General features: G+C 40.4%; 14 protein-coding genes. 8 read left to right on the top strand and 6 right to left on the bottom strand.

Going from position 1 to position 19,943, the window contains the following annotated elements; genetic code table 11:
• Positions 1-83 precede the first annotated feature (83 nt).
• The 5 genes from bamA to lpxA are packed head-to-tail and all read left to right on the top strand — an operon-like array spanning position 84 to position 5,368.
• Positions 84-2,555: an outer membrane protein assembly factor BamA gene (gene bamA / locus NRL14_RS03840; RefSeq protein ID WP_306724057.1), complete on the top strand. Its 2,472-nt coding sequence runs from the start codon at positions 84-86 to the stop codon at positions 2,553-2,555.
• Positions 2,556-2,566: 11 nt separating this feature from the next.
• On the top strand, positions 2,567-3,085 hold the full coding sequence (locus NRL14_RS03835) for an OmpH family outer membrane protein (protein ID WP_007376809.1): 519 nt from the start codon (positions 2,567-2,569) through the stop codon (positions 3,083-3,085).
• A 7-nt stretch (positions 3,086-3,092) separates the two neighbouring features.
• Positions 3,093-4,115, top strand: coding sequence for a UDP-3-O-(3-hydroxymyristoyl)glucosamine N-acyltransferase (lpxD, locus tag NRL14_RS03830; RefSeq protein WP_096792705.1), 1,023 nt, complete (start codon positions 3,093-3,095; stop codon positions 4,113-4,115).
• A 27-nt stretch (positions 4,116-4,142) separates the two neighbouring features.
• Entirely contained in the window at positions 4,143-4,595 is a 453-nt protein-coding gene (gene fabZ, locus NRL14_RS03825; protein WP_007376807.1) for a 3-hydroxyacyl-ACP dehydratase FabZ, read from the top strand.
• A 2-nt stretch (positions 4,596-4,597) separates the two neighbouring features.
• Positions 4,598-5,368: an acyl-ACP--UDP-N-acetylglucosamine O-acyltransferase gene (gene lpxA, locus NRL14_RS03820; protein ID WP_008133881.1), complete on the top strand. Its 771-nt coding sequence runs from the start codon at positions 4,598-4,600 to the stop codon at positions 5,366-5,368.
• 62 nt (positions 5,369-5,430) lie between these two features.
• Here the strand turns inward: lpxA and NRL14_RS03815 are convergent, their stop codons facing one another.
• The 6 genes from NRL14_RS03815 to NRL14_RS03790 form a co-directional block, all read right to left on the bottom strand.
• Positions 5,431-7,407, bottom strand: a complete 1,977-nt coding sequence (locus NRL14_RS03815; protein ID WP_306724056.1) for an RICIN domain-containing protein — start codon at positions 7,405-7,407, stop codon at positions 5,431-5,433.
• Positions 7,408-7,973: 566 nt separating this feature from the next.
• Positions 7,974-9,719, bottom strand: coding sequence for a thiol reductant ABC exporter subunit CydC (gene cydC / locus NRL14_RS03810; RefSeq protein ID WP_306724055.1), 1,746 nt, complete (start codon positions 9,717-9,719; stop codon positions 7,974-7,976).
• Positions 9,712-11,505, bottom strand: a complete 1,794-nt coding sequence (cydD, locus tag NRL14_RS03805; RefSeq protein WP_306724152.1) for a thiol reductant ABC exporter subunit CydD — start codon at positions 11,503-11,505, stop codon at positions 9,712-9,714. The genes cydC and cydD overlap by 8 nt, the downstream gene beginning before the upstream one ends.
• Positions 11,495-11,659 carry a cytochrome bd-I oxidase subunit CydX gene (gene cydX, locus NRL14_RS03800; protein WP_306724054.1) on the bottom strand — a complete coding sequence of 55 codons (165 nt, stop codon included), beginning with the start codon at positions 11,657-11,659 and terminating at the stop codon, positions 11,495-11,497. The genes cydD and cydX overlap by 11 nt, the downstream gene beginning before the upstream one ends.
• A gap of 12 nt (positions 11,660-11,671) precedes the next feature.
• Entirely contained in the window at positions 11,672-12,811 is a 1,140-nt protein-coding gene (gene cydB, locus NRL14_RS03795) for a cytochrome d ubiquinol oxidase subunit II (protein WP_306724053.1), read from the bottom strand.
• Positions 12,808-14,391 (bottom strand): cytochrome ubiquinol oxidase subunit I, encoded by a 1,584-nt coding sequence (locus NRL14_RS03790; protein WP_306724052.1) that lies wholly within the window; start codon positions 14,389-14,391, stop codon positions 12,808-12,810. Before NRL14_RS03790 ends, cydB begins: the two co-directional genes overlap by 4 nt.
• Before the next feature lie 299 nt (positions 14,392-14,690).
• Here NRL14_RS03790 and lpxB point away from each other — a divergent pair, with 299 nt between their 5' ends.
• The 3 genes from lpxB to dnaE are packed head-to-tail and all read left to right on the top strand — an operon-like array spanning position 14,691 to position 19,934.
• Positions 14,691-15,848 (top strand): lipid-A-disaccharide synthase, encoded by a 1,158-nt coding sequence (gene lpxB / locus NRL14_RS03785; RefSeq protein ID WP_306724051.1) that lies wholly within the window; start codon positions 14,691-14,693, stop codon positions 15,846-15,848.
• Positions 15,838-16,440, top strand: a complete 603-nt coding sequence (rnhB, locus tag NRL14_RS03780; RefSeq protein WP_149613513.1) for a ribonuclease HII — start codon at positions 15,838-15,840, stop codon at positions 16,438-16,440. Before lpxB ends, rnhB begins: the two co-directional genes overlap by 11 nt.
• Positions 16,441-16,442: 2 nt before the next feature.
• A complete protein-coding gene (dnaE, locus tag NRL14_RS03775; RefSeq protein ID WP_306724050.1) occupies positions 16,443-19,934 on the top strand; it encodes a DNA polymerase III subunit alpha in 3,492 nt (1,163 codons plus the stop codon).
• Positions 19,935-19,943: the final 9 nt, after the last annotated feature.

Raw genomic sequence — 19,943 nt, 5'->3', positions numbered from 1 at the left:
TTACTAATTAGAACACGATTGTAAAGCATCATTAATTTTAGGTGCTAAGCGGTAATACAGTTGTATAGGATAAAGATAATAAAATGGCTATAAAAAAACATTTGGCAGTTTCAAGTTTATTGGGTGCAAGCTTTGCAGCACTGGGCCAAACTTCCTTTATTGTTGAAGATCTTAAAGTTGAAGGCTTACAGCGCGTAGCACTGGGTGCTGCATTAACGCATATTCCTATCAATGTGGGCGATAATGTTGACGACTATACGATTTCAAAAACAATAAAGTCACTTTACCGCTCTGGTCACTTTGACAACATAAAAGCACTTCGTGATGGCAATAATGTTATTTTTAAAGTAACAGAACGTCCTACGATTAGCTTTATTGAGTTTGAAGGCAATAAAGATATAAAAGACGAGCAACTTAATGAGTCGCTTGAACAACAAGATATTCGCCAAGGTGAACCGCTTGATAAAACTGTTATCGATAATATCGAAAAAGGGTTAGTTGAGTTCTTCCACAGTATTGGTAAATACAACGCTAAAGTTGATATTAGTGTAACTAAATTACCACGTAACCGCGTTAAGCTTAAATTAGAGTTTGATGAAGGTGATGCCGCCTCCATCCGCCAAATAAACTTGGTTGGTAACGAACTTTTTTCTAATGAAGACTTATTAAAGCTTGCCGAGTCACAACAAGATTTACCGTGGTGGCAATTTATGGGCAGCGACCGTTACCAAAAGCAAACGGTTGAAGGCGATTTAGAAAAAATTCGCAGCTTTTATTTAGACCGTGGTTACCTACGATTTAATATCGATTCAACACAAGTGTCAGTAAGTCCTGAACGTGAGTCAGTATATGTTACAGCCAACTTAACTGAAGGCGTAAAATACAAAGTTAAGGGTTTTGATTTTATTGGTGACTTACTTGGCCGCGAAGACTTAATTAAAAGTGTTATTCCACTTCGTGCAGGCGAGTTATATAACGGTTCAGTAGTAACGTCTTCTGAAGAGTTTATTAAAAGTTACTTAGCACGTTTTGGCTACGCAAATGCTGAAGTACGTACTATTCCAGAGATTGACGACGAAAAGCAAGAAGTGCAGCTAACGTTGTCGGTTAATCCGGGTAAACGTGTTTATGTGCGTCGTATTATTGTTGGTGGTAACCAAAATACGGCTGATGAAGTACTTCGCCGTGAAATGACACAACTTGAAGGCGCTTGGTTATCTAATCAAAACCTAGAGCGTTCAAAACTACAAATTCAACGTTTGGCCTACATGGAAAAAGTTGATTTTAATGTAGTGCCAGTCCCTGGTGTGGATGATCAAGTAGATGTTGATTTTACAGTAAAAGAGCAATCAGCCGGTAGCTTTAATGCCGGTTTGGCATATGGTTCTTACCAAGGCTTACAATTTAATATTGGTGTGACAGAATCTAACTTTTTAGGTACTGGTAACCAAATTGGATTCAATATTAATACCTCTAAGGGTTCTGAACGTGTAAGTTTATCGTACACTGACCCTTACTTTACGCCTGATGGTGTATCACAAGGTAGTAGTATTTTTTACAGTAACTATGATGCGAGTGCCTTTAGCCTTGTTGACTACAAATCGAAAAGTTACGGTATCGGTACAAATATAGGTTTCCCAATTGATGCGATTAATCGTATTAACTTTGGTGTGCGCTGGATTAAAGAAGAGCTATCGGATATTGCTGAGTATGAGCAAACACGAGTATTGCGTGAAACATTCTTAGATCCGGAAAACCCAGATGCTGGTTTCGATTTTAATAAATATGAGCTAAGTGTAGGTTGGTCGCGCGTTACTGTTAACCGTGGTTTATTTCCAACAGCGGGCTCACGTCAAACACTTAACCTAACTGCGACAACGCCAAATTCTGATCTTCAGTACTTTAAACTGAATTACGATTCACGTTTTTATTGGCCTATATCAAATGACCACCGTTGGGTATTTTCAACGCGTGCAGCGCTTGGTTATGGTAACGGTTACGGTTCAACAAATGGTTATGATCAAACATTACCATTTCAAGAATACTTTCGTATAACTGAAATGGAACTTCGTGGCTTTGACCGTAATACAATATTACCACGTGCTGTATCGCGTATACCGCAGTCTATTCCGGGTACACCGGGCTCAGACGGTGCTACAACAGGCACTATAGGCGGTGCGTCTGAGTTTGATGTATTAATACCTCAAGGTCGAATTGGTGGTAATGCTAAAGCGGTAGCTGGAATGGAACTAATTGTTCCTACGCCATTCTTAGATGAAGAAAATACCAGTTCTGTCCGTACGAGTTTCTTTGTTGATGCGGCAAACGTTTGGGATACTGAATTTAATGTAGATCGCTTTCAAAACTTAGGTGTTGATGAGCGTGCCAAATTAGACGATTATTCAGATCCGCTGCGTTTTAGGATTTCAACCGGTTTATCATTACAGTGGATCTCTCCAATGGGTCCTATGCTGATAAGTTTTGCGTATCCATTGCAAAAAGAAGAAGATGACGATACGAAAACCATCAGTTTTAATATTAGTAACACTTTTTAAAGGAGCTTTTTATGAAAAAATTATTTAAATCAACAGCAGTAGCTGTTTTAGCAACACTTATTATGGGAACTTCTGCGAGTGCACTTGCACATAAAGTAGGTATCGTAGATATGCAGGAAATTTATAAACAAATTCCTCAAATGGCAAAAATCGAACAGTCTTTACAAACCGAGTTTGCTGAGCGCCGTCAAGAACTTGAAAAGTTACAAGGTGATATTCGCTTTGAAGCTGAAAAGTTTAAGCGTGAAAGCACAACGATGAGCCAAGTTCAAAAAGATGCACTACGTGACAAAATTCAAGGTATGCAAAAAAACCTTGCTGAACAAGGTCGTCCTTTAGAGCAAGAAATTAAAGCACGCCAAAACCAAGAACTTGCTAAAGTTCAGGGTGTTATTATTAAAACAATTGAAGAAATTGCTAAAGATGGCGACTTTGATGAAGTTAAAGTAAAAGACACGACAATTTACTTTAACCCTAAAGAAGTTACCGATCTTTCATCTAAAGTTGTAGCCGCTGTTAGTAAGAAATAATCACTCCATGCAAAATTATACGCTTTCGCAAATTGCGGAACTTCTAGGCGCCGAACTTCAGGGTGATGGCGCTTTAGAAATAAAAAAAATAGCGACACTTGCAAATGCCCATTCTGGGCATATTGCATTTTTAGCGAACTCAAAATATCGCTCGCAACTTGAGACTACTCAAGCTAGTGCTGTAATAGTAAGCCAAGCCGATGCACAGTACTTTAATGGCAGTAAAATTATTGTTGCTAATCCGTATGTAAGTTACGCTAAATTAGCGCAATTTATGGATACTACGCCACGCTCAGCCTCGACGGGTATTCATCCAAGTGCCACTGTCCATTCAACAGCGATTGTTAGTGACAGCGCGGCTATTGGTGCTAACGCAGTCATTGAAGCTGATGCAGTGATAGGTGACAACGCGCAAATTGGTCCGAACAGTTTTATCGGGGAACGTGTTAAAATTGGTTCTGGCACTAAGCTTTGGTCTAGTGTGACTATTTATCACGATGTCGAAATTGGTACAGATTGTTTGTTTCAAGCAAATAGTGTTATAGGTAGCGATGGGTTTGGTTATGCGAACGAACGCGGGCAGTGGGTTAAAATACCCCAGCTAGGTTCTGTGATCATAGGTGACAAAGTTGAAGTGGGTGCTAGCACAACAATTGATCGTGGCGCACTGGACAACACCATCATCCATAGCAATGTTATTATCGATAATCAATGTCAAATAGCGCACAACGTTGAAGTTAATTCAGGCACCGCAATTGCGGGCTGCACTGTACTTGCTGGAAGCGTTACCATTGGCAAAAACTGTCAAATAGGTGGCATGGTTGCAATTAATGGTCACATGTCTGTATGTGATGGTGTTATAATTACCGGCATGAGTATGGTGACAAAATCAATCACCGAACCAGGTATTTACTCATCTGGTATGCCCCATACAACAAACAAAGAATGGCGTAAATCAATAGCTCACTTGCGTAACCTTTCAGATATGAAATCTCGTCTTAAAGCGCTTGAAGCATTGGCTAAGTCATAAACGTTGAACACTAATAAGGATGCTATTTTGGCAAACGAATTAAATAGCCTTGATATTCAAGAAATTTTAGCTTTATTACCGCACCGTTATCCGATGCTATTAATAGATCGTGTTATTGACTTTACTCCTGGTAAATCTTTACATGCTATTAAAAATGTTTCTATAAACGAACCTATTTTTACTGGGCACTTTCCAAATCAGCCTATTTTTCCAGGTGTGTTAATTTTAGAAGCAATGGCTCAGGCAACGGGCTTACTTGGTTTTAAAACGGTTGAAAATCGTAGCGAAAACGAGCTTTACTTGTTTGCAGCAGTCGATAATGCGCGTTTTAAGCAACCGGTAATTCCTGGTGATACAATGCATCTTCATGTTGAGTTCTTAAAGGAACGTCGCAACATTTGGAAATTTTCGGCAGAAGCAAGAGTCGACGGCAAAATAGTATGTAGTGCCGAAATTATGTGTGCTAGAAGAGAGTTTTAATAGTGATCCATTCTACAGCAATAATCGAACCTGGCGCTAAACTAGGCAACAATGTCTCAGTTGGTCCGTATAGTTATATTGGCAATGATGTTGTTATCGGTGATAACTGTATTATTGAGTCTCACGTTGTTGTTAAAGGGCCATCAACTATTGGCGCTGGCAATCATATTTTTCAATTTGCGTCTGTAGGCGAAGCCTGCCAAGACAAAAAATACAACAACGAGCCAACCACATTAATCATGGGTGATAACAACGTTATCCGTGAATGTGCCACTATTCACCGAGGTACGATTCAAGACCAAGGCGTTACTAAAATTGGTAGTAATAATTTGTTTATGGCTTATACACACGTTGCACATGACGCGGTAATTGGCGATAACGTAATTTTTGCTAACAACGCAAGTGTGGCTGGTCATGTACATGTAGGCGATTGGGTTATCTTAGGTGGTAATTCGGGAGTTCATCAGTTTTGTAAAATCGGCGCACATGCATTTATTGGCATGTATTCTGGTGTTAACAAAGATGTACCACCATTTGTTACTACCATTGGTATGCCAGCAGGCCCTGCAGCTATCAATAAAGAAGGCATGAAACGCCGTGGTTTTGAAAGTGACGAAATTATGGCTGTACGCCGTGCATATAAAGCATTTTATCGTAAGAGCCTAGGTGCTGAAGAAGCTATTGAGTCGCTTAGTGAAGATGCTGCAAAATATCCTGCAGTGCAGTTGATGATCGACTTTGTTAAAGGTTCTGAGCGCGGTATTGTAAGATAACGGCTTCTTAATTAAAAAAACCACCTTAGAGAAATCGAAGGTGGTTTTTTATTATTTAAAGTTTACTGTCGCGTTAGTTCAAACATTTGATTTTCAGATCCAGCGCTGCAAGCCCATTGCAATAGATTTGCCCCGTCATTTGCTTTATTTCCCTCAACATCAAAACAAAGTTCACTATTACGATTTATTATCCGCCATTTTCCTGTACCAGCGGCTTGGAATCTAAATTGTTGATTATAACTACCGGTATATGTGTACAGAGCAATGTTTGCACCATTAACCGTTGAATTAGCGGCTACATCCAGGCCCTTCGATGGAGCATTAACTGGTGAAATTCTATGCCAAATACCATCGACCGTTGATATATTGAATTTTTGACAATCGTTATTTAACCATGACCATTGCGATATGTTAGCACCATTGCTATTTGCACAATTAGCTACATCAAGTGATTTAGCACTGTGCTTAGGTGTAACCCTGTATACGCCATTAACTAGGGTATTAGTGACTGAACTACCTGAGTCGTTATAGCCATTGTAAACCTCAAATTCAGCAACTCTCGGTGTTGAGTTTGAAGAGTTAATAACAAAACTGACTTTTGACAAATTTACACTCGAAAAGGTGATTACATTAGGTACAGCCCCGCCATTAGCGAGCGTTGTACCTGTATCGTAATTAACCAGCGACCATGAAGTAATATTTCCTTGAGCACCTGACGCTTCAATAATCTTTACTGCATTAATTGTCGTATTTAAGTTTTTAATATTTATTGTGCCAGTAGATGAATTTGGCGACCAGTAAGTGGATGTATCTCCATCTTTAACATTACCATAACTTGTACCGCTGGCTTTAGAGCTGCCATCTACACCTGCAGCCAAAGCAAGATTTTCCCCTGAAGGAGTCGGCTCAGGTGGATTTGTTGGATCAGTAGGCTCAGTTGGATCTGTGGGCTCAGTCGTACCACATTCACCATTGGACTCTTTTAAGCCCTTATTTGCACCTGCGGTTGCTGCAATAATTGCAGGAACACACTGAGTATTATCCAGTTGATAGTTATAAGGTATGCTAATAGAAGTAGTTGATGAAGGATTTGGGCCTGCAGGGTGAAGCTTACTTTCATCTTCAGACCAATCAATATTGTCCCAGATATTACCGCTTACTTGCCAATATCCCATATCGTTAGTGTAAAAAGTACCAAGTGGGTCTTTAGAGTCTTGAAAGTAGTTATTTTCAGCACGCATCTTACCACCTATGCGTGGATTCATCCCAGATGACTGTATGCCACTATAGTAGTTATTATAAGCATGGGCTGTTGCGTGTCTGAGTAAAGGTGTTCGTGAATTTATATTTTGATAGTAGTTATGATGAAATGTTACTGGGCCATTAGCATCATCGCTGTCGCTTGAGCCAACCAAACCACCTCGACCTGAATTACGCAAAATACTATAAGATAAAGTTACGTATTTTGTATTATTTTTCATATCAAAAAGTGCATCATAGCCACTGCTTTCACCACCACTTGCTTCAAGTGTTACATGGTCAACCCATACATTTCGAACATTAGATTCCATACCAATTGCATCACCTCCGTTTGAGGTTGGTGAGCCTGATTTTTTTACATTTCGGACATGAACATTTTGAATAATAATGTTTGAGGAAGAACGAATATGGATACCGAGTTGGTCAAATAAAGCACCACTGCCAACACCAATAATAGAAACGTTACTAATTTCTTTTAGTTCAATTAAGTCAGGACCAGTGTTACAGCTATCACCAGATACTTTGCTTGTATTACCATGATTAATTGTGCCTTCAACTTGAATGATAATTGGTGTATCACTCGATGCACGATTACATAAAGCTTGGTGTATTTGAGTTCCTGTTGTTGCATATACAACATCACCACCGGCACCACCTGTTGTATTACCGTTTGTTGAAGCATATCCAGATGCATTTGCAGCTAGGGCACTGCCGCCATAAATTGCGGCTAATATTGCAGTTGTGTGTAAAGAGTATTTTAAAATATTAGTTTTTTTCATTTTAACTCCAATTAAAATGGTTTTCAGTGTAAAACTTTTGTATTTAAGACTGCAGTGATCATTAACAAGTTTTATTCTTGAACCACAAATGCCACCGGTGGCATATTCACTTTAAATAATAATAATAACAATAAGTAAAAAGGATTAGATGGAGCGATCTTTTTTGTAATAATTAATTTACAATAAAATAACATATAAATATCATGCATTTAAGAAAGTGTGTATATTTGTAATCACAGCCTTTTTTTTGTAATCAACTAAGAAATACTTCATTTTGGGCCTGTTTATCTTTCGAGGCTGAACTCGCAGCAGTAAGCTTGGTGTTTAGACAAGACAGGGCCTATGTAGTGCGGTGTTCCCCATAAATAGGCGATAACGTAGAATAAATGCCAAACATGTGCTGCCCGTACGGTTTTGCTCAGGGGCAATTTAATTTGTTAAATTGCTCAAAAATTTATGCAGGTTGGTTTAAGCGGTACTGTTCAACTGAAAAACTAAAAATGGAATTGTTATTTAACCTGAATCCTGGTTAAAGGATTTATTATCCAAAGTTCAGGTGACTTTAACTAAAACCGAGTAGTGAGCGCCACATAGTTGGGATAAGTGCCACTGAGCTCTTTATGAGAGCCTTGCGCAACTACTTTGCCGTCTTCTAACCATACAACATTATCCATTTGAGCAAGTAGAGCGGGGTCGTGCGTAATTGTCAGCACGCTGGCGTTATTCATAACATGCATTATTGCTTGCATTACCCCTTGCTTAGATTGATTATCAAGACCCTCAGTTGGTTCATCAAGAACTAAAATAGCAGGGTTTTTAAGTAATGCTTGGGCAATGGCTATACGCCTAGATTGACCTTGCGATACGTTACGCCCGCCAGTACCTAATCGTGTTTTTAAACCTTCTTTTAGCTCATTAAACCATGGGCTCAATTGAGCTAATGCGAGCGCTTCAATCATTTGCTCTTTAGTTGCATTTGGCGCGGCATAACGTAAGTTTTCACTTAATGTGCCATCAAAAATATGGTGCTGCTGGGCGAGTATATTTATAACATTTGCGCGTATATCATTATTTAACGAATATAAGTCAACAACGCTATTTTGATTGTTTAGCGCTATGCTGCCTTGTTGCAAAGGCCATAAACCAGTAAGTAAATTTACAAGCGTCGTTTTACCACTGCCGCTTCTACCTACAATCGCTACCTTTTGCTGGGGCTTTAGTTCAAAACTGATATTAGTAAGTGCTGTTTGTTCACCATATTGGTAGCTAATATTGTTAAGTGTTAACGTGTGGTTTTGCGAGCTAAAGCTTTTATTAACGTCTACATGTGTATCTTTAACTTGTGAGCTAGCGGCTTTATCTTCAAGTGTAAACAATCGCTCTGCTGCTTTTAAAACACTTGGAAGCTCTATAAATGCGTTAGGTAGTAGCAATACGCTTTCAAAGCTTGCCAGTACAAATAAACTCAACATAGCAAGCTCTACATTTACCATCGTATTGGCGTAAACCAGTGGCACTATGGTTACTATGCTAGCAAGCATGGCTAATTGAACAACCAACAAGCTCAACCCATCTGAGTTTGCCAGTGCTTTGTGGCGAATAAATAATTGCTGATTGTACTGCTCGCTTAATTCGTCGCACTTATTAAGCTGCTGCGAACGGGCTTGATAAATACTAAGCTCTCTAAAGCCTGTGAGTGTATCTGAAAGCTCGGAGCGAAGTTGTGCACTAAGTTGTGTTTCTTTATGGCTGTTTTTAGTGAGCTTTGCGCTGAGTAGGGCAGGTATAACCACACCAATAAGTACAATGCCAGTAAAGCAAATAAGGGCGACGTTACCATTATAGGCCGACATAAACAGCATGATGATTGGCACACTTAAAAGGGCAACCAACATAGGCAGTAAAACGTTTAAATAAAATTTGTCGAGTGCGTCTACATCGTTTTGTAATCGGTTAACTAAATCAGCGCTGCGGCTCATTGCTAAATCAACATTGTTAAGCTTACTTAACGTTGCAAATACATTGGTACGTATTTCACTTAGTAATAAAAACGTGGCGTTATGAGTAACTAGGCGTTCGCCATAGCGCGATGCAGTTCGCACAATAGCTAAAAAACGAATCGTGCCGGCAGGAGTAAAATAATTCATTTGTACACCCGCAATACCAGCAGCGGCCATTGATGCTAAAAACCAGCCAGATATAGCCAACAGGCCCACATTAGCTAATACCGTAATCGTTGCTAAAAATGTACCCAATAGCATAGCTTTGTAATGAGGAGCACAAAGCTTTAATAAGCGGATAAAATTACGCATGCGCCACTCCTTGTTCAGCCGTTTTTAGTAAGTTAGCAAATGCACCATTTTGCGCTGCAAGTGTTTCAAAGTGACCTTGCTCAGCTATTTTTCCATCGTGCATCACAATGATATTGCTGGCATGTTTAACGGTATTTAATCTATGGGCAATAACTAACACTAAGTTGTTTTTAGCATATTCATTAATAGCATCTTGAATAAGCAGCTCTGTTTGGCTATCAAGGTGCGCTGTGGGTTCATCAAGCACTAAGACTGGTGCTTGTTTTATAAATGCGCGAGCCAGTGCAATACGTTGTTTTTGACCGCCAGAAAGTCCTTCGCCTTGCTCACCTATCAGTGTGTTAAAACCATCGGGTAGGGTATTTATAAATTCAAGCACACCAGCTTGCTCTGCTGCATGTTCAAGCTCTTGCTGTGTGGCAGTGGGTTTGGCCAATTTTATGTTGGCAGCAATGGTGTCGTAAAACAGCGTCGCTTTTTGTGGTATCCATGCAATATTATTTTGCAAGTAAGTAATATCGGTTGCACTTAAACTCTGCTCATTAATAGATAGCTGCTTAATTACCTCAGGGTGAAACCCTAATAGACAATCAAACAATGTACTTTTACCTGAGCCACTACTGCCCACAACTGCAATTAAGCCTTTATTTGGCAGTGTTAAATTTATATTTTTAATGCCTTCGTTACTATCTGGGTATATAAAATTAAGGTCGGTAATACTTATTGAATTAATTGTATTTAAAGTTAAATTGTTTTCAGGTGGGCTGGTAGTTACTGACGCATTTACGTCACTTGGCAGTGGGGCATTTAAAATCGCAACCATATCGGCCGCCGCACTAATGCCTTGTAAACGTGCATGGTAATGGCTACCCAGCTGGCGCAGTGGTAAATAAAATTCAGGCGCTAAAAGTAGCACCACAAAGCCAGTAGCAAAATCAAGAGTGCCAAAAAACAGTCTAAAACCAATAATTACTGCAACGAGTGCCACGCTAATGGTAGCTAAAAACTCAAGTGCAAATGATGATAAAAACGCGATTTTTAAAACATCGAGTGTCGCGTGTCTAAAGTCGTCTGAAATTTTAGCTATTTGTTTAAGCTCGGTACGTGTTGCATTAAATAGCTTGAGTTGAGTTAAACCTTGTACGCGGTCAAAAAAGTAATTGCCTAGTACAGCAAGTTGCTTCCAGCGTTTTTGGTTTAAAGCCTCGGCTTTTGAGCCTACCAAAATCATGAAAAAGGGAATGAGCGGGGCGGTTAATAAAAATATCAGCCCAGCTTTATAATCTGTCGGAAAAATAACAACCAATATTGCCAGCGGAATAAGCGCGCTGTAAGCAACACCGGGTAAGTATTTAGCATAATAGTCGTGGAGTGCTTCTACGCCATTATGCAGGGTATTTAATGTAGCGCCTTGGCCGTGTTGTTCTATATAGCTTGGCCCAAGTAAACTGAGCTTATTTAAAAGTGTTTGGCGCATAGCCGATTTTATTTTAAGTGCAGCAAATGCACTCAAACGTTCACTTAGCGCCAAAAGCACTGCGCGTAATAAAATAATGCCTGCTAAGGGCCATAGTAAATAAGTAACTTGGGCTAAGTTATTACCTTCAAACATTACATTATGAATAGCTTGAGCCAGTAAATAAGCACCAGCAATCATCAGTAATGCGTTAAAAGTACCCAGTGCAATGCTTAACTTTAACCACACTGCAGCGGGTTTACTTTGACGCTTTAAAAAAGCGCGCAGTGATTGCTGCTGCGCGCGATCTGGTCGGGGGTTAGTCGTCATCTTTGGTCGAGTTATTTTCATTTAATAAATTATGCATAACTTGCTCATCATCAGCAATACTGTTTTTATTTTGATGAAACTCATACCACATTACATTTATTACACCTAAGGTACAGGCCAAAAGCACACCTAAAATCCAAGCGAAATACCACATAGTTTAGTCTCCTTAATAGCTACCGTGAGTGTTATTTTCAATTTCTTCTACCGTTACTCTGCGCCACATTTTTACGTAACACCAAGTGGTGTAGGACAAAATTAGTGGTACAAAAATACACACTGCAATAAACATTATATTGAGCGTTTTATGGCTCGATACCGCATCCCAAATTGTTAAGCTAATATTAGGGTTGTTGCTAGATGGCATAATAAATGGAAACAGTGAAACACCGGCCGTCATAATTACGCCAATTAACATTAAGCTTGTTGAAATAAGCCCAAGTGCTGGTTTATTTAATTTAGAAAACACAAGTGCACTTAATGCCATTGCAAAGGCTAAAATAGGGAAGGTCATTGTCCACGGACGGGTACTGTAATTACTTAACCATGCGCCTTGAGCAGTCGTAACAACCTTAGCTAAAGGATCTGCATGACTTTGTGTATCAGCCATAGATACAATTTGGTATCCCGTTAAATTAGCAACCCAAAAGCCAGCTGCAGCAAATAACACGATAAACACAATCAGAGAATAGCGACCATATTGACCCGAACGTTCTGCTACTGCATCTGCCGTACGAAGTTGTAACCACATACCCGCATGCGCAACTAACATGGTAATACTCACTAAACCTGCAAGTAATCCAAATGGGTTAAGCAAGCCAAAAAATGAACCTTGGTAGCTAACACGCATAAGGTTATCAATATTAAACGGTACGCCTAAAAATAAATTACCAAACGCAACACCAAAAACTAATGCTGGAATCGCGCTGCCTGCAAGCAAACCCCAATCCCAGTTATTGCGCCAGCGTTTTGAATCTACTTTACTGCGGTAATCAAACCCAAGTGGTCTAAAAAACAACGCAAAGAGTACTAGCATCATGGCAAAGTAAAAGCCCGAAAATGCGGCAGCATAAACCATAGGCCACGCTGCAAATAACGCGCCGCCTGCAGTTATAAACCATACTTGGTTACCATCCCAATGCGGGCCAATAGTATTTATTACTGTGCGGCGCTCTGAATCTGTTTTACCAACGAGGCGAAGTAACATAGCAACGCCCATATCCATGCCATCGGTAATAGCAAAACCAATAAGCAGTACACCAATGATCAACCACCAAAGCATTTTTAATGTTTCATAATCAAAAATCATGATTGCTCTCCTTCAGTTTGATCAGTTTTGTTTGGTAATTCAAAATGATACTTACCAGTATGTAGCGAGCTTGGTCCTTGCTTAACAAAGCGGATCATCAACCAGCCTTCCACAATGGCTAAACCAGCATAGAAAATAACAAACCCAGTTAAGCTAATTAAAATATCGTTTACTGTTAGTGACGACGTGGCTAAAAAGGTCGGCAGTATTTCAGATATAGCCCAAGGTTGACGGCCATACTCAGCAACTATCCAGCCAAATTCAATCGCTATCCAAGGTAGTGGAATGCTCAATACGGCAGCCCATAACAACCAGCGTTTTTGCTCAATCACACGGTGTGCGTTGTAGTAAAAAGCCAATATAAATACACCAAGCATGGCTACACCACAGGCAACCATAATCCTAAATGACCAAAACATAGGCCCTACTTTAGGAAAAGAGTCTTTAACTGCTTTTTGAATGTGCTCTTCAGTAGCATCTACAACATCAGGTGTGTAGCGCTTAAGTAGCAAGCCATAACCTAAATCATCTTTTAGAGTATTAAATTTGGCAATATTATCTGGCGTATCTTCACCGTTTCTGAGTTTTGTAAGGTATTCATAAGCAACCATACCGTTGCGAATACGTACTTCATGTTGTTTTTCTAGGTCGTTAATACCCGTTACTTGCTCATCTAGTGAGCGCGTAGCAATTAACCCAAGTGCGTAAGGTATTTTAACCGCCGCATGTGTTACTTGCTCTTCTGAATCAGGAAAACCAAATGCGGTAAACGCAGCTGGAGCTTCTTCTGTGTGCCATTCGGCTTCAATTGTGGCAAGTTTCACTTTTTGGACTTCGCCTACTTCGTAGCCTGATTCGTCACCGAGTAAAATTACACATAAAATTGACGCTAACCCAAAGCCTGATGCGACTGAAAAAGAACGTTTAGCGAATGCTAAATCACGGCCTTTTAATATGTACCAACTGCTTATGCCTAGAACGAACATAGATGCAGCTACATAACCTGCCGATACAGTATGAATAAACTTAACTTGGGCTACAGGGTTAAACACAAGCTCTGCAAAGCTGGTCATTTCCATGCGCATGGTTTGATAGTTAAATTCAGCGCCTACTGGGTTTTGCATCCAACCGTTGGCAATTAAAATCCACAGCGCCGACATGTTAGTACCAATGGCCATTAAAAAGGTTGCACCTAAATGTTGGCGTTTAGAGAGTCTGTCCCAGCCTAAAAAGAACATACCTACAAAGGTCGATTCTAAAAAGAATGCCATTAAACCTTCAATAGCCAGGGGGGCCCCAAAAACATCACCTACGTAATGGGAGTAATAAGACCAGTTAGTACCAAACTCAAATTCCATGGTTAGGCCTGTCGCCACACCAATTGCAAAGTTAATACCAAACAATTTTCCCCAAAACTTAGTCATATCGCGATAAATTTCGCGACCGGTCATAACATAAACCGATTCCATAATAACTAAAATCCAGGTCATACCTATCGTTAACGGTACGAATAAGAAATGAAAGAGAGCGGTAACAGCAAACTGTAATCGCGATAGATCCACAAAGGTTTCATCTATCATTATTGGCTCCTTGAGAGTGACGGATTAACAGGGCAATGTTTAATTGGCAAAGTTAATATTTAATGAACTTTCAGTAGTTACTGAAAGTTTGTAATATTATTTACGTTTGTGCAATTTTTGTCAATATGTATATTAGTAAAACTTAATATATTTCCTATGCTACATCAGTATTAAAAACAAACAACATAAAGGCTTAACTTAGGTGATAAAAAACCAGTTATTTAAAGCGTTTAATCAAACAGTAAAACACGGTAAACTAACAAGCATGAACGCCTGGTTTACTTGTGAAATAAAATCAAATGAATAAAGATAAAAAACAACTACGAATTGGTATTGTGGCAGGTGAACTGTCGGGCGATATTTTAGGTGAAGGCTTAATTAAAGCCCTTCAAAAACACTTTCCGGACGCTATTTTTGAAGGGATAGCGGGGCCTAAAATGCAAGCGCAGGGTTGTAAAACACTTTACGACATGGATGAGCTTTCGGTAATGGGGCTTGTTGAAGTGTTAGGGCGTTTACCGCGTTTGCTCAAAATACGTAAACAACTCGTGCAGCATTTTGTAGATAACCCACCTGATGTATTTATAGGTATTGATGCACCCGACTTTAACTTACGAGTAGAAAAGCCGCTCAAAGATGCGGGTATTAAAACGGTGCAATACGTAAGTCCATCTGTTTGGGCGTGGCGCGAAAAGCGAATTCATACAATAAGTGCAGCGACTAACTTAGTTCTTGCATTGTTGCCTTTTGAGAAAGAATTTTATGATAAGCATCAAGTACCGTGTACTTTTGTGGGTCATACCTTGGCTGATGACATAGCACTTGAACACGACGACAGCAAAGCGCGTGAAGAACTCGGCTTAAGCCTTGATGACAAAGTACTGGCATTGCTACCTGGTAGTCGAGGCTCTGAGGTTGGTTTACTAAGTGAAACTTACATCAAAACAGCTGAAAAGCTGCAAGCGCAAAACCCAAATCTTAAAATTGTGGTGCCACTGGTAAACGAAAAGCGCAAAGCGCAGTTTACTGAAATATTAAACGCCACCGCGCCTGACCTTAATGTTAATCTGCTTGATGGGCAATCAAAATTAGCGATGCAAGCTGCCGATGCTATTTTATTAGCGTCGGGCACTGCAACACTTGAAGGCATGCTTTATAAAAAGCCAATGGTTGTGGGCTATAAAATAAAGCCTTTGAGCTATTGGATTTTTAAAACTTTATTTACGTTTAATATTAAGTACTTTTCGCTGCCTAATTTATTAGCCGACGAAGAGCTAGTGCCTGAGTTTTTACAAACCGAGTGTAATGTGACTAACTTAACAAACGCACTTACCCCTATGCTCAATACTGATAACAAAGCGCTAAAAGCACGCTTTTTAGCCATTCACGAAAAAATTAGATTAAATGCCAGTGAACAAGCAGCCAACGCTGTGGCGGAGTTAATAAATGCAAATTGATAGACCAAATGTAACCCTAATTGCCGGTGTAGATGAAGTTGGGCGCGGCCCGCTTGTTGGTGATGTAGTTACTGCCGCCGTTATTTTAGATCCCACTAAACCTATTGCTGGCTTAGCTGATTCTAAAAAATTAACGGATAAAAAACGCCAAGCACTGGCAATTGAAATTAAAGAAAAAGCATTGTGTTACGCGTATGGTCGCTGCAGTCCAACAGAAATTGATGAATTAAATATTTTACACGCGACTATGCTTGCCATGACTCGCGCAGTGGAGGCATTAAGTACGCAACCTGAATTTGTATTTATAGATGGTAATCGCTTGCCAAAACTCACTATGCCAGCGCAAGCTGTTGTTAAAGGCGATAGCCTAGTGGCAGAAATTTCAGCCGCGTCTATTTTAGCTAAAGTAGCGCGCGATGACGAAATGCTTGAGCTTGATAAACGCCACCCTGAATATGGTTTTGCAGGGCATAAGGGGTATCCAACTAAAGCGCATTTTGCAGCGCTTGAGCAGTACGGCGCGATTGACGAGCATCGTAAAAGCTTTAAACCTGTGCAGCGTGTATTGACGCAAGCCAATGGTGAGGGCTAAGCATGGCTGCTCCTGATTTTGTTCATTTAAGAGTTCATTCAGATTTTTCGATGGTTGACGGCCTTGCTAAAACAAAGCCAATAGTCGCAAAAGCGCAAGAGCTGCAAATGCCCGCGATTGCGATTACCGACCAAATGAACTTTTGTGGTTTAGTGCGCTTTTATGGCGCAACACATAATGCCGGTATTAAACCTATAGTGGGTGCTGATTTCTGGGTTCGTAGCCCAGAATTTCCTGACGAGCCAAGCCGTTTAACCATATTAGCCAAAGACAACGACGGCTATAAAAACATTACCTTATTAATATCTAAAGCGTATCAACGTGGGCATGTATTTCATCGCCCTGTGATTGACCGTGAGTGGTTAGTTGAGCTAAAAGCAGGCTTAATTATTCTCTCAGGCGCTAAAGACGGTGATTTAGGTAAGGCGTTATTAAAAAATAATCCGAGTGTAATTGAATCGGTTGTTAGTTTTTATAAGCAGCATTTTAGCGATAACTACTACCTTGAGCTTGTTCGCACCAATCGCCCGCTTGAAGAAGATTACTTACACATGGCGGTAGAGCTTGCAGCTAAAGAGCAGTTACCTGTTGTAGCCACCAACGAAGTGGTATTTTTAAAACCTGAAAACTTTGAAGCGCACGAAATTCGTGTTGCTATTTTTGACGGTTACACACTTGATGATAAACGCAGGCCTAAACGGTTCTCTGAAGAACAATACCTAAAAACACCAGAGCAAATGGCTGAGCTGTTTAGCGACATTCCAGAAGCGCTACAAAACACCGTAGAAATCGCTAAACGTTGTAATGTAACTGTGCAATTAGGGACATACTTTTTACCTGATTACCCAACTGGCTCACTTAAGATTGATGAGTTTTTAGTTAAAGTGTCAGAAGACGGCCTTGAAGAACGTCTACAGTTTTTATTCCCCGATGAAGAAGAGCGAAAAGTAAAACGCGTTGAATACGATGAGCGGCTTGATATAGAGCTTGGCGTAATTAACCAAATGGGATTCCCAGGTTACTTCTTAATCGTAATGGAGTTTATCCAGTGGAGTAAAGATAACAATATTCCGGTTGGACCTGGTCGTGGTTCAGGTGCGGGTTCGTTAGTTGCGTACGCGCTTAAAATTACCGATTTGGATCCACTTGAATTCGACTTGCTTTTTGAGCGATTTTTGAATCCTGAACGTGTATCAATGCCCGATTTCGACGTCGACTTTTGTATGGATAGACGAGACGAAGTAATTGATCACGTGTCGGCTTTGTATGGTCGAGATGCGGTATCGCAAATTATTACCTTTGGTACTATGGCTGCAAAGGCGGTAATACGCGATGTAGGGCGAGTGCTTGGGCATCCTTATGGATTCGTTGATCGTATCTCAAAAATGATTCCAGGCGATCCTGGGATGACACTTGCTAAAGCGTTTGATATAGAACCGCGCTTGCAAGAAGCCTACGATGGCGATAACGAAGTAAAAGATTTAATCGACATGTGTCGCATCCTAGAAGGGTGTACACGTAACGCCGGTAAGCATGCGGGTGGCGTAGTAATATCGCCAACCACTATTACCGATTTCACCGCACTTTATTGCGATGACGAAGGTAAGTTTCCGGTCACACAGTTTGATAAAAATGATGTAGAAACTGCAGGCTTAGTTAAGTTCGATTTCTTGGGTTTACGTACACTGACTATTTTGCAGTGGGCGGTCGATATGACCAACGTGCGCATGGAGCGCCAAGGTAAAGACCCTGTCGATATAAACACTATTCCACTGGATGATAAAAAAAGTATTGAGCTACTACTTCGCGCCGAAACGACTGCTGTATTCCAGCTAGAATCGCGCGGTATGAAAGACTTAGTACGCCGACTTAAGCCCGATTGCTTTGAAGATATGATTGCACTTGTGGCCTTGTTCCGCCCAGGTCCGCTGCAATCAGGCATGGTAGATAACTTTATCGACCGAAAGCTGGGCCGAGAAGAAATCTCATACCCAGATGCGCAATATCAGCACGAAAGCTTAAAACCAATACTTGATCCAACCTACGGCATTATTTTGTATCAAGAACAAGTAATGCAAATTGCGCAAGTCCTAGCAGGTTACACGCTAGGTGGCGCCGATATGCTGCGCCGTGCAATGGGTAAGAAAAAACCCGAAGAAATGGCAAAGCAGCGTTCAACGTTTGAAGATGGCGCAAGAAATAACGGCATCGACGGCGAGCTTGCGATAAAAATCTTCGACTTGGTAGAAAAGTTCGCAGGTTACGGATTTAATAAATCTCACTCGGCAGCTTACGCACTGGTTTCGTATCAAACATTGTGGATGAAAACCCATCATCCGGCAGAGTTTATGGCTGCGGTAATGTCGGCCGATATGGATAACACCGACAAAATAGTTATTTTGGTGGATGAATGTGAAAACATGAAACTCACCTTATTACCGCCAGACGTAAATGCAGGTGAGTTTAAGTTTACAGTAAACCTTGAAGGTGAAATTGTTTACGGCATTGGCGCGATAAAAGGTGTGGGTGAAGCACCGGTTGATGCAATCCTAGAAGCGCGTGCAAAAGGCGGCCCATTTAAAGATTTATTTGATTTTTGTGCCCGCGTTGACTTAAAACGCTTAAATAAGCGTGTGACCGAAAAATTAATTTACTCAGGCGCACTTGATAATCTTGGGCCTGAAAAAACACAACCTGGACGTGCTACGTTATTGGCTAGTTTAAAAAGTGCAATGCGTGCGGCCGACCAACACAACAAAGCTGAGCTATTAGGGCAAAGTGACTTGTTTGGTTTATTAGCCACTGAGCCTGATGAAGTTGAACAAGCTTTTATTAAAGCCATAGGCCTCACTGATAACGAATGGTTGGATGGTGAAAAAGAGACCCTAGGCCTTTATTTAACAGGGCATCCGATAAATCAATACCGCCGTGAACTTAAGCATTACACCAGTGGGAAAATAGTTGATTTACAGCCTACTAATCGCGATGTGTTTGCCACAGCGGCTGGTTTAGTGATTGCTTCTAGGGTGTTAATTAATAAAAAAGGAAATCGTTGGGCCTTAGTAACTTTAGATGACAAGAGTGCACGCATTGATGTACGCTTGTATTCAGACGAGTTTGAAAAGTATCAAGATATGCTCCAAGTTAATAATATCTTGGTAATATCTGGACAGGTCAGCTTTGATAACTTCTCTGGTGGTATTACAATGACCGCCAGAGAAATAAACACCATTGCTCAGGCGCGTGAAAAGCGTATTAAAGCGATTAAAATGACGCTGAACATGGTGCAAATCGAGGCTGGTTTCTTCGATAAATTACAAAAAGTACTCGAACCCTACAAAATGGGAACGTGTCCGATCAAGGTTTATTACCAACGTCCAGATGCGTTGGCACAATTAACTCTTGGGATCGAATGGTGTGTTACGCCAAGTGATGACTTAATTCATAAGTTATCGCTAATGGCGGCGCAAGATGTAGAACTGGAATTTAACTAATTAGGTAGT

The sequence above is a fragment of the Pseudoalteromonas sp. 20-92 genome, assembly GCF_030847595.1.
Lineage (GTDB): Bacteria > Pseudomonadota > Gammaproteobacteria > Enterobacterales > Alteromonadaceae > Pseudoalteromonas > Pseudoalteromonas fuliginea.
The sequence above is the reverse complement of the archived record's forward strand: the minus strand, read 5'-3'. Positions and strand labels throughout refer to the sequence as shown.